The sequence below is a fragment of the Oceanimonas baumannii genome (assembly GCF_002245495.1).
GTDB lineage: Bacteria > Pseudomonadota > Gammaproteobacteria > Enterobacterales > Aeromonadaceae > Oceanimonas > Oceanimonas baumannii.
Map to the genome: position 1 here is coordinate 200843 of NZ_NQJF01000006.1, position 11895 is coordinate 212737.

An 11895-nucleotide genomic window follows, 5' to 3' on the forward strand; every position below is an offset into this window, starting at 1 on the left:
ATCCATGAGCGACTATAAACACACCCTGAATTTGCCCGAAACGGAGTTTCCCATGCGCGGCAACCTGGCTCAGCGCGAGCCGGGCATGCTCCAGCGCTGGTTTGATGAAGATCTCTATGGCGCCGTGCGTCGCGCCAAGGCCGGAAAAAAGCCTTTTATTCTTCACGATGGCCCTCCTTATGCCAACGGCAGTATTCATATTGGTCACTCGGTTAACAAAATCCTGAAAGACATCATCGTCAAGTCCAAGGGGCTGCTGGGCTACGACTCTCCTTACATTCCGGGGTGGGACTGTCACGGTCTGCCCATCGAACTAAAGGTGGAAGGCAAGGTCGGCAAGCCCGGCGTCAAGGTGTCTGCTGCCGAGTTCCGCGAGGCCTGCCGTGCCTACGCCAAAGAACAGGTGGAAGGTCAGAAGGCGGACTTTATTCGTCTGGGTGTGCTGGGGGATTGGGATAATCCTTACCTGACCATGAACTTTGATACTGAAGCCAACATCATTCGTGCCCTCGGTAAAATTATCGATAAGGGCCACCTGCATAAGGGCTCTAAGCCGGTACACTGGTGTACCGACTGTGGTTCGGCACTGGCCGAAGCCGAGGTTGAATACGAAGACAAGCGCTCGCCGGCCATTGATGTGCGTTTCAAGGCTGCCGACGAAGCTGCCGTGGTGGCCAGTTTTGACTGTGCCGAAGGCCATACCGGTCATGGCCCTGTGTCCGTGGTGATCTGGACCACCACTCCCTGGACTTTGCCTGCTAACCGGGCAGTGGCACTGCATGCCGAGCTGAACTATGCCCTGGTACAGGTTGAAGGCGACCAGCCCGAGCGGTTGATTCTGGCTGCCGATCTGGTCAAAGACGTGATGGACAGAGCTGGCATTACCCAATACCACAATCTGGGCTACTGCCAGGGTGCCGAGCTGGAGCTGAAACGTTTTCAGCATCCTTTCTACAGTTTTGAGGTGCCGGCGATCCTGGGTGAGCATGTGACCACCGACTCCGGTACCGGTGCCGTACATACCGCTCCTGGCCATGGCCAGGAAGACTTTGCGGTGGGTCAGCACTATGGTCTGGAAGTGGCCAACCCGGTGGGCGGCAATGGTGTCTACCTGCCCGATACCGAGCTGTTTGCCGGTCAGCATGTGTTCAAGGCCAATGATGCCGTGGTGGACGTGCTGAAAGAGCGCGGTGCACTGCTGCACCATGAGGCCTATATGCACTCTTATCCGCATTGCTGGCGTCACAAGACCCCCATTATTTTCCGGGCCACTCCACAGTGGTTTATCAGCATGGATCAGGCCGGTCTGCGCGGTCAGGCGCTGACCGAAATCGACAAGGTACAGTGGGTGCCCGAGTGGGGTCAGAACCGCATTCAATCCATGGTGGAAAACCGTCCGGACTGGTGTATCTCCCGTCAGCGTACCTGGGGTGTGCCCATTGCCCTGTTTGTGCATAAAGACACCCAGGAGCTGCACCCCCGCGCTACCGAGCTGATGGAAGCCGTGGCTCAGCGGGTGGAACAGGCCGGTATTCAGGCTTGGTGGGATCTGGATCCGGCCGAGCTGCTGGGCGAGGACGCCGATCAGTACGACAAGGTGCTCGATACTCTGGACGTATGGTTTGACTCCGGCTCCACTCATGCCTCGGTGGTGGATGTGCGCCCCGAGTTCCAGGGCCACCCCGCCGACATGTATCTGGAAGGTTCGGATCAGCACCGTGGCTGGTTTATGTCATCGCTGATGATCTCTACCGCCATGAAGGGCCACGCGCCTTATCGTCAGGTGTTGACGCACGGCTTTACCGTGGACGGTCAGGGCCGCAAGATGTCCAAGTCCATCGGCAACGTGGTCAGCCCCCAGGACGTGATGAACAAGCTGGGTGCCGACATTCTGCGGCTGTGGGTGGCGAGCACCGACTACTCCGGTGAGATGACCGTTTCCGACGAGATCCTCAAGCGCAGCGCCGACGCCTATCGCCGTATTCGCAACACCGCCCGCTTCCTGCTGGCCAACCTCAACGGCTTTAATCCGGAAACCGACATGGTGGCACCGGAAGAAATGGTAGTGATCGACCGCTGGGCCGTGGGGCGTGCCCAAGCCATTCAGCAGGAAATCACCCAGGCCTATGACGAGTACAACTTCCATCTGGTGACCCAGAAACTGATGCAGTTCTGCTCCATCGAGATGGGCTCTTTCTATCTGGATGTGATCAAGGACAGACAGTACACCGCCAAGGCCGACAGCCAGGCGCGTCGTTCCTGCCAGACAGCCCTGTACCACATTGTGGAAGCCCTGGTGCGCTGGATGGCTCCGGTCATGAGTTTTACTGCCGACGAAATCTGGGCGCTGCTGCCCGGCGAACGCAGCCGTTTTGTGTTTACCGAAGAGTTCTACCACGGTCTGTTCGGTCTGGCCGAGGGTGAACAGCTGAACGATGCCTACTGGGCTGAGCTGCTCAAGGTACGCCAGGCGGTGAACAAGGCTCTGGAAAGTGCCCGCAGCAACAAGGTGATTGGTGGCGCGCTGGAAGCCGATATCACTCTGTATGCCAGTGATGATCTGGCCGACAAGCTGGCGCAGCTGGGTGACGAGCTGCGCTTTGTGATGCTGACCTCCAGAGTCACCATTGCGACGCTGGCCGATGCAGTTGATGCCACCGACACCGAGCTGGCAGGCCTCAAGGTTAGCGTGGCCAAGAGCGAGGCCGAGAAGTGTGGTCGCTGTTGGCACCATGTTGACGACGTTAGCAGCCATGAAGGTCACGACGGTATTTGCGGCCGTTGTGTGTCCAACGTGGCCGGGGACGGCGAAGTCCGCCGGTTTGCCTGATGCGCGCGTTGTCTGAGACCGGCCTGCGCTGGTGGTGGCTGGCTCTGGTGACCATAGTGCTGGACCAGGTAAGCAAATGGCTGGCTGTAAGCTATCTGGACTATGGTTATCCGGGGGTGGAAATCACCCCCTTCTTTAACCTGGTACATGTTTATAACCCGGGGGCGGCATTCAGTTTCCTGGCGGATCAGGGGGGGTGGCAGCGTTGGTTCTTTGCCGGCCTGGCGGCTGCCGTGACCGTGCTGCTAAGCCGCTGGATGTATACCTCACCCCGCTCTGCACGCTGGCTGCCTGCGGCTTATGCCCTGATTATTGGTGGTGCCATCGGTAATGTGATTGACCGCTTGCTGCTGGGCCACGTGGTCGACTTTCTCGACTTTTATGCGGGTAACTGGCACTGGCCGGCGTTTAACCTGGCCGACAGCTTTATTTTTATTGGTGCCGCCATGATCATTATCGACAGCTTTAAAAAGGACAGTCCCCAATGAGCAACACCATCGGCTCCAACAGCGAAGTGCTGTTTCACTTTACTATCAAGCTGGAAGACGGCTCGGTGGCTGACAGTACTCAGTTGCAGGGCAAACCCGCCAAACTGCAGATGGGCGACGGCAGCCTGACCGACAACTTTGAGTCCTGCTTGCTGGGGCTTGAGGCTGGTACCAAAAAGGTATTTGAGCTGCCTCCGGAAGACGCGTTCGGCCCTGTCAACCCGGACAACATTCACTATATGGAGCGCAGCCGTTTCGGTGCCGATCTGGAGCTGGAAGAAGGGGCGATTTTGTCTTTCACTCAGCCTAACGGAGCCGAAATTCCCGGCATTATTCGCGGTGTGGCCGGTGACTCGGTGACCGTGGACTTCAATCATCCCCTGGCTGGCCAGAATGTCACCTTTGAGGTGGAGATCCTGGCCGTCGACGACGAAAACGGAGCCTGAACATGGATATCCTGCTCGCCAACCCTCGCGGCTTTTGTGCCGGTGTAGACCGGGCTATCAGCATTGTGCAGAGTGCCCTGGAAAAATTCGGAGCCCCTATCTATGTGCGTCATGAAGTGGTGCATAACCGCTATGTGGTTAACAAGCTCAAGGATGCGGGTGCCATTTTTGTGGACGAGCTGGATCAGGTGCCTGACGGCAATATTGTTATTTTCTCTGCGCACGGAGTTTCCAAAGCGGTACGGGAAGAAGCAAAACGGCGTGGCCTCAAGGTGTTTGACGCTACCTGTCCGCTGGTGACAAAAGTACACATGGAAGTACACAGAGCCAGCCGCAAGGGTATTGAAACCATTCTTATCGGTCATGCCGGCCATCCTGAGGTGGAAGGTACCATGGGGCAGTATGAGAGTGCCAAAGGTGGTATGTATCTGGTGGAAAGCCCGGATGACGTGACGCGTCTGGAAGTGAAACACCCGGATAACCTGACCTTTGTTACTCAGACTACACTGAGCGTGGATGAAACCTCCGATGTGATCGACGCCCTGCGTGCTCGTTTCCCCACCATTGAAGGCCCTCGCAAGGATGATATCTGCTATGCCACTCAGAACCGCCAGGATGCGGTGCGGGAGCTGGCCACCAAGGTAGAGCTGATGCTGGTGGTGGGATCACGAAACTCTTCCAACTCCAACCGGCTGCGTGAACTGGCTGAAAAAATTGGCACCAGGGCGTATTTGATTGACTGTGTCGAGATGATTGAACCGGACTGGCTTGAAGGTGTGGCCCGTATCGGTGTGACCGCCGGTGCGTCAGCCCCGGAAGTGCTGGTGCAGGAAGTCATTTCCCACCTGCAGTCTCTGGGGGGCAAGGCCGTGACCGAGCACCCGGGACGGGAAGAAAATATTGTGTTTGAAGTGCCAGCGGAGCTGAAAGTAAAGCAGGTATCCTGACCAGACCGTCACTTTCTCTGTAGTGGCTCCCGCGAATACGGGAGTCCAGTACCTGCATCGTGGAAGTGAGGGTTGGACGGAAAAAGAAAACAGGCTTTGCCACAGAATTGCAAGCCGCCCCTCGGGGCGGTTTTTTATTACCAGCAGGTAGCCGGTGCCTTGCTACCGCTTCTGGTCAGTGTCAGCGGACTGCAGAGGGTTGTGTCTTCCTTGTCGTGTTTCTGACCGTCTTTGGCGATGGCGGAAAGGGTATAGTCGCTGCCGGAAACCGCAGCCTCGAAGCTATATTGGCTGGTGCTGGCAGGGCTGATTAAATCCGCCGCCGAGCTGGTGTAGGTGGGATGAGATATACGCCAGTCTTCCTGGGCCAGCTGCATTTTATACAGTGTTTGTATGGCCTCAATTCGTTTGCTCTTCAGCATATAAGCGGAATAAGAAGGGTAGGCAATTGCGATGATAATGGCCAGGATCGCCAGGGTGATGAGCAGTTCAATCAGTGTAAACCCCGAATACCTTTGCATGAAAGCTTCCTTGTTTAAACGCTGACCTTGTCTCAAGCTTACTTCAGTCTAGACCTTGCTCAATGTAATGGAGGCTGAAGGAGTCATGAGAAGACGGCTGAGCGGCCTGACACTGATTGAATTGCTGGTGGGACTGGTGGTAATGACAGTGCTGACCAGTCTGGCCGTGCCCGGATTCCAGGGCTTACGTGAGCAAAGCCAGATACGCAGTGCCGGTATGGCGGTATATGCCGATCTGCAACTGGCCCGTAGCGAAGCCATTAAGCGTAGCCGGGAAGTGACGGTGTGCTTCAGCGGTTTGGACAGTATCGCCTGGAGTTACCGCTTGCATGACTCCGGTGATTGCTCTGGCTCTGTGATTGAGCGAGTTGACGGGCAGGATTTTCCCGGAATTAAACTCAGTATGACGGGCATAGGCGGAGACCAGTTATCTTTTCAGCCTCGTCGGCATCAGCTTGTGACCAAGAGAATTACGCTTTCTAGCGGTCATCATGACATGCAGGTTAAAACCTGGAATAACGGCATTATTCGTACCTGCTCGGATCATGGTTTACCGGGAGTGCCGGTATGCGAATGACGTCTAAGCATTGCGGCATGACCTTGGTGGAAATGCTGGTTTCGCTGGTGGCTGGCCTGCTGGTGGTGGCTGGCGCATTGTCATTAGTTTCCTCTGTGATGGTTTCCGGTAATACCACATTGATGTTGTCCCGGCTGAACCAGGATGCCCAAGCTACGATGGATATCATGGTGCGTGATATTCAGCGCACGGGTTATTACTTTGATGCGGCTAGGGATATGGCTACGGGTCCACCAGTGTCTGGTGCCAGCTCGGCAGAGTATGTGTTTTCCACGACCGATGATTTATACGCCGCTAGTGGCGTTGTTCCTGATTGCATACGTGTAAAGTATGCAGAGTCGCCGGCGACCTCGGTGTCCCGAGTTTACAGCTATGACAGTTCAGAAGAGAGACTGGAAATTCTGAATGATGTTTCAGTCAGTGCTTCGTTGAGTACCCTTTGTGGTAGTGGTAGTGCACTGATGGCTAAGCAGGAAATCTCGGTTGATGAACTACGCTTTGAGCTGGTGTCCGGCAGCAGTGCCACGGGTATGCGTACCATCAAGCTTGGTCTGAGAGCCTCTCATGTTAACCGGCCGGCACTGTCGGTAAGCCTGCAGCGGGAGATAAAACTGAGAAATGATGGCTACTAACAGGCAAAAAGGGTTCGCTACGCTCGTTATTACTCTGGTGCTGGTTTCCATGCTGGTGGCGGTATCGGTATTTATGGGCAAAGTGTTGATATCGGACAAGCGTATTACCCTTAATGAAATCGAATATCGAGTTGCGTTGGCAGCGGCGGAAAAAGGCATTGCCGAGGCCATGGCACAACTTGAGGTTAATCCGGCGGCGTCCAGTGCTGCGGGTACGCTGGTTACCTCATCAGCAACAGCCAGCTATACAGTCACCATGACTCCAGGTGTTCCCATATCAGCTGCCTGGCAATTAGAATCGGTGGCAACCCTTGCCAATGGCAGCAATACCACTGTCAGTGTTCAGGTGGCAGAGCGAAAAATACTTAATGAGCAAAACGTAAAGCGAGCCGTACCACTAATGCTTGCGGGAAATTTACCAACCAGTGGCAATATTACCATTGTGGCTCACCCTAATGGCGGCGGGCCCGGTATACCGGTATCTATCTGGAGTAAAGGGGCAGCCACTTTGTCCGGTAATGCAAAAACCTGTAGCCTGCAGGCTTATCAAGACGGTTGCAGTGAGAGTAATGCTTACAGCACCACTGTCAATGTAGGAGAAGATATAGTTACTCATGATGTAGATAATTTCCCTGGTAATCTGGTTGAATACCTTTTTGGCGTGCCTGACACCTCAACTGGGTGGGGATATATTGAGTCAAGTGCGACGGCTGTTTTAACAAGCTGTAGTGGCGCAGCAATCAACGATGGCGGCTTTTATATTATTAAAGGTGTGCCAACCTGCATAATTGACTCCAGTCTCGGTGTTTCTGAGCCGGTAGTTATTGTTCTAAAAGATAGCAATTTAACGATTAATGGCAATCACAGTATCTATGGGGTTTTGTTTGCTTATGATTCAGATCTTTCCGGTGCTTCAAATTTCAGTATCAAAGTGAATGGGAATGCCAGGTTTTATGGTGCCATGATGTCCAATTACAATACAGTAGATTTACCGACGGGTAATTATGGCGCCATATATGATCCGGATGTTATTTCACGGTTGACAGCTAGTGAAGCTGATAACTCCTTCACTAATCTGAACATTATTCCCGGCAGCTGGAAAGACTGGTAACAGGAGGTATCATGAGGCGGCAGCACGGATTTGGCCTGATTGAGGTTATGCTCGCCTTTGTGATTGTAGCGGCTACCGCCGGTACTCTGCTGCAACTGAATAAAACTTATCTGGAATACAGCCGTGACGGTCGTAATCGGGAGGTTGCCATGCGTCTGGCAGAGTCCAAGCTGGATGAACTACGTCGCTTTCAGCACCGTGCCGGTTTTACTGCCATCGACAGCGGCAGTGACAGCCTCAGCCTGGATGGTATTGAGTATCACCGTAACTGGACGGTGACGGCCTATACCTGGAACAGCGCCAGCTCAGCATGGAATATGACGTCAGCCAGTGATAAAAACACCGCTAAAAAACAGGTAGCTGTAACCATTAGTTGGAATGTTCAGGGCGAGCCTTTCAGCTTCTCGTTAAATTCAGTCATATCCTCGACAATTCCTGCCATAGCCGGTCCTTTTGGTAGTGAACATGACAATGGATTTCAAAAAAGCAGGCTTAAAGTGAAGCATGTACCGGGCCAGCTCACCGATGTAATTGCCATTGACTTGGGTGATGGTTTAAAGCAGGAAACCAGTAAGCCGGTAATAACGACAGCCAATAATGATCCATCCCGTGTCAGGGTGACTGAAAAAACGACCACCTATGACGCATTAAATAATAAAGTGCAGGAGCAGGAGCTGGTTACGGTATCCTGCAACTGTAAGCTGGCTGAGAATGATATTGCCGATTTACCCGCTCAGAGGACGATGCTGGGACATCTTTCTTACTGGAAAACGGGCAGTAAGGAAGAAAAGCAGCGAGGGCAACCGGGGAACAACCAGGATCCTTTATGCAATATCTGTTGTAAGCATCATTTTGATGGGGGGGATAATGACTTTCTGCACTGGTACGACGCGATAAAGTGGAAAAATGCGGAAGGAATAAGTGGGCCTCATGCCCATTATGAATCTTCTTTGGATACGGAGGCTGACAGTGTTGGTGCTGAATACCTGGAGGCCTGCCGCCTGATCCGCATTGATGGATTTTTCAAGGTGGCTAATGACTGGAACCTGGTGGTACTGAATATATTCCCTGAAGGCTTCCTGGAGGCTAATGAAGAAACATATCAGACATATGTCAGGGCAGTGGTGATGGAGTATACACAAGCTCAGCTTCAGGAGGGGGGGGAGTATCATGCTGGCAGCTATATTTTATCACCCCTCCTCACAAGTTTTTATGATTACACCGGGCAGGGGAATGATGCTTATATTACCTCCTCTGAAAGCAATAGACTGGTGGCCAGAGGGATTTACGTGGATATGCTCTCTCCCGACTACCGCGAGTCGCTGTTGTCATCAATGGAAAGTAATACGGGGAGCGCTGTTGATATTAAAAAAGTACCTTTTTCAGATAAAAATATCAGCGAGATGGTCACCTGGTACCTGGACGGTCTTGAATCCGATAATGTGCTGCCGGAAAAGGCGGATGGAGAAAGCACCAGTGTTGAAGCCAGAATTCTCCGCAGTAACAGCGGCCTTACGACTAACACCCCCATATCACCCTTTGAGGAAGACAATGACTGGATCACAGCCGAGCTGACTGTCGAGATGTCAGCTGCTCCCTGATCACCGAGAGACCTGACAAGCCCTCCATCTTTCATTACTATGGCGGTTATTGCTTTTTTACCTATCAGACAGACCATGCCCTCACACCTTACTCTGGCGCTGGCGCAGCTCAACCCGACCGTCGGTGCTATTGAATACAACACTCAACTGATGCTGACCGCCGCCGCCAATGCCGCCGGGCAGGGCGCGGATCTGGTGCTGTTTCCCGAATTGGCGGTGACCGGTTATCCGCCGGAAGACTTGTTGTTTCGCGATGATCTGCATGCCCGGGTAGACAGCGCACTTGGTGAGCTGGCCGCTGCCAGCCAGCATATTGCGCTGGTGGTGGGACATCCCTGGCGTGAAGACGGAAAGTTGTACAATGCCGCTTCCTTCTTTTACCAGGGGCGACTGCAGGGCCGTTACTTTAAGCAGTTGCTGCCCAACTATGGGGTGTTTGACGAAAAACGCTACTTTGCCGCCGGCACGGAATCCTGCGTTATTGACTTCAAGGACCATAAACTGGGCCTGCTGATCTGTGAAGATGTGTGGGAGCCGGAGCCGATGGCCGGTGTCAAGGCGGCCGGTGCCGGTATGGTGCTGAGCCTCAATGCATCGCCTTACTATCGGGGCAAGGCCTGGATCCGCAAGGAGCTGCTGGCCCAGCGCAGCCGTGATAATGGCCTTGCGCTGGTTTATCTCAATCAGGTCGGTGGCCAGGATGAGCTGGTGTTCGACGGTCGTTCCAAGGTGTTCAGCGCCGGGGGCGAACTGATCCAGAGCCTGCCAGCCTTTACCGAAGCCCTGGCACTGATACATATCGAGCAGGGGCAACCGCTGCCTGGCGAGATACAACCCGTGCTTGAGCCCTTGGCCGAGGTTTACCAGGCGTTGGTGCTGGCAACCCGGGACTATGTGAATAAAAACGGCTTTAACGGCGCGGTGCTCGGGCTTTCCGGCGGTATCGATTCGGCCCTGACCCTGGCGATTGCGGTGGATGCACTGGGCAAAGATAAAGTGCAGGCGGTAATGATGCCGTTTCGCTATACCGCTTCTATCAGCGTAGAAGACGCCAGGGAGGAAGCCGAGCACCTGGGAGTGGAATTCGATATCGTGTCCATCGAGCCCATGTTTGATGCCTTTATGGGACAGCTGGCGCCCATGTTTGAAGGCACCGAGCGTGACACCACCGAAGAAAACCTGCAGGCCCGTTCTCGCGGCGTGCTGCTGATGGCCATTTCCAACAAACGCCGCCGGCTGGTACTGACTACCGGCAACAAAAGCGAAGTGGCGGTGGGCTATTGTACGCTTTATGGCGATATGGTGGGTGGCTTTGCTCCCATCAAGGATGTGCCCAAAACCCTGGTGTTCGAGTTGTCCCGTTACCGCAATACCCTTGGCTATGTGATCCCCCAGCGGGTCATCGACCGGCCGCCGTCGGCAGAGCTGGCACCGGATCAACTCGACCAGGACAGCCTGCCGCCTTATGATGTGCTTGATGCCATTCTGGAAGGATATGTGGAGCAGGATAAATCCCTGCAAGACCTGCTGGCCGCCGGCTTTAATGAAGCCGATGTGCGCCGGGTGATCAAGCTGGTGGACATTAATGAATACAAGCGCCGGCAGAGTGCCGTAGGGCCGCGGATCACGGCGCGTAATTTTGGCAAGGACAGGCGTTATCCCATTACTTCGGGGTTTGGCAAAACAAACTGGTAAGGAATCAGCCATGAAAAAAATCGAAGCCATTATCAAGCCCTTTAAACTTGACGATGTACGTGAGGCGTTGGCCGAGCGCGGCATTACCGGCATGACAGTGTCGGAAGTAAAGGGTTTTGGTCGCCAGAAAGGGCACACCGAACTCTATCGCGGTGCTGAATACATGGTGGACTTTCTGCCGAAGGTAAAGCTGGAGCTGGTCGTACAGGACGAACTGGTTGAGTCCTGCATAGAGGCGATTGAAACCACAGCCCGCACCGGCAAAATCGGTGATGGCAAAATCTTTGTGTTTGATGTGGGTCAGGTGATCCGTATTCGTACCGGTGAGCAAAACGAAGAAGCAGTGTAACGCCGAGGAAACCGGAAGAGCAGATCGTTCTGTAAAGAGCAGCTCCGGCCCTTCAATCCTCGGCCGCTGGTTTCAACTACCCGGTTTTTTTGCCACAATGCTTGATTACATCTGAATTGAGGAAAACACACATGCCACTGCTGGACAGTTTCACCGTTGATCATACCCGTATGGAAGCCCCGGCGGTGCGGGTTGCCAAAACCATGGCAACCCCCCACAACGACACCATCACCGTGTTTGATCTGCGGTTCTGCTTGCCCAACCAGGAAATTCTTTCCGAGAAGGGCATCCATACCCTGGAGCACTTGTTTGCGGGCTTTATGCGCAACCACCTTAATGGTGACGGCGTAGAAATCATCGATATTTCTCCCATGGGCTGCCGGACCGGTTTTTATATGAGCCTGGTGGGGGCTCCGGACGAGCAACGGGTAGCCGCTGCCTGGAACGCCGCCATGGAAGACGTGCTTAAGGTGGAGGATCAGTCGCAGATCCCCGAGCTGAACGAATATCAGTGTGGCACTTATGTGATGCACTCGCTGGACGAGGCCAAAGCCATCGCCCGTCATATTTTGGAGCGGGGCATCGGTATCAACAGCAACCAGAGTCTGGCGCTGCCGGAAGAAATGCTGAAAACTCTGTAATTACCGGCGGCTTCCCCGGTGACTGAGACGCCTGGTTACGCGAGCACTGGCTTAACC

At 54.1% G+C, this 11895-nt stretch carries 12 protein-coding genes; 11 read left to right on the top strand and 1 reads right to left on the bottom strand.

The features are described from left to right. Positions 1–4: 4 nt before the first annotated feature. The 4 genes from ileS to ispH are packed head-to-tail and all read left to right on the top strand — an operon-like array spanning position 5 to position 4711. The gene (ileS, locus tag B6S09_RS08900) at positions 5–2830 is read left to right on the top strand and encodes an isoleucine--tRNA ligase (RefSeq protein ID WP_094278145.1); all 2826 of its coding nucleotides are present in this window, start codon (positions 5–7) and stop codon (positions 2828–2830) included. Beyond that, entirely contained in the window at positions 2830–3318 is a 489-nt protein-coding gene (lspA, locus tag B6S09_RS08905) for a signal peptidase II (protein WP_094278146.1), read from the top strand. The genes ileS and lspA overlap by 1 nt, the downstream gene beginning before the upstream one ends. After that, entirely contained in the window at positions 3315–3764 is a 450-nt protein-coding gene (fkpB, locus tag B6S09_RS08910) for an FKBP-type peptidyl-prolyl cis-trans isomerase (RefSeq protein ID WP_094278147.1), read from the top strand. The genes lspA and fkpB overlap by 4 nt, the downstream gene beginning before the upstream one ends. A 2-nt stretch (positions 3765–3766) precedes the next feature. Further along, the gene (gene ispH, locus B6S09_RS08915; protein WP_094278148.1) at positions 3767–4711 is read left to right on the top strand and encodes a 4-hydroxy-3-methylbut-2-enyl diphosphate reductase; all 945 of its coding nucleotides are present in this window, start codon (positions 3767–3769) and stop codon (positions 4709–4711) included. A gap of 137 nt (positions 4712–4848) precedes the next feature. Here the strand turns inward: ispH and B6S09_RS08920 are convergent, their stop codons facing one another. Beyond that, complete coding sequence (locus tag B6S09_RS08920) at positions 4849–5232, bottom strand: type IV pilin protein (RefSeq protein ID WP_094278149.1); 384 nt, start codon at positions 5230–5232, stop codon at positions 4849–4851. An 85-nt stretch (positions 5233–5317) separates the two neighbouring features. Between B6S09_RS08920 and B6S09_RS08925 the strand changes: the two genes are divergently transcribed. The 7 genes from B6S09_RS08925 (at position 5318) to luxS (ending at position 11838) form a co-directional block, all read left to right on the top strand. After that, positions 5318–5809 (top strand): GspH/FimT family pseudopilin, encoded by a 492-nt coding sequence (locus B6S09_RS08925; protein ID WP_094278150.1) that lies wholly within the window; start codon positions 5318–5320, stop codon positions 5807–5809. Next, positions 5806–6441 carry a PilW family protein gene (locus tag B6S09_RS08930; RefSeq protein WP_094278151.1) on the top strand — a complete coding sequence of 212 codons (636 nt, stop codon included), beginning with the start codon at positions 5806–5808 and terminating at the stop codon, positions 6439–6441. Before B6S09_RS08925 ends, B6S09_RS08930 begins: the two co-directional genes overlap by 4 nt. Then, on the top strand, positions 6428–7552 hold the full coding sequence (locus B6S09_RS08935) for a pilus assembly PilX family protein (RefSeq protein WP_134113978.1): 1125 nt from the start codon (positions 6428–6430) through the stop codon (positions 7550–7552). Before B6S09_RS08930 ends, B6S09_RS08935 begins: the two co-directional genes overlap by 14 nt. An 11-nt stretch (positions 7553–7563) precedes the next feature. Next, positions 7564–9153, top strand: coding sequence for a type II secretion system protein (locus B6S09_RS08940; RefSeq protein ID WP_094278153.1), 1590 nt, complete (start codon positions 7564–7566; stop codon positions 9151–9153). Between the two features lie 75 nt (positions 9154–9228). After that, entirely contained in the window at positions 9229–10848 is a 1620-nt protein-coding gene (locus B6S09_RS08945) for an NAD+ synthase (RefSeq protein WP_094278183.1), read from the top strand. A gap of 10 nt (positions 10849–10858) precedes the next feature. Then, positions 10859–11197: a nitrogen regulatory protein P-II gene (glnB, locus tag B6S09_RS08950; RefSeq protein WP_094278154.1), complete on the top strand. Its 339-nt coding sequence runs from the start codon at positions 10859–10861 to the stop codon at positions 11195–11197. A 131-nt stretch (positions 11198–11328) separates the two neighbouring features. After that, on the top strand, positions 11329–11838 hold the full coding sequence (gene luxS / locus B6S09_RS08955; protein WP_094278155.1) for an S-ribosylhomocysteine lyase: 510 nt from the start codon (positions 11329–11331) through the stop codon (positions 11836–11838). Positions 11839–11895 lie beyond the last annotated feature (57 nt).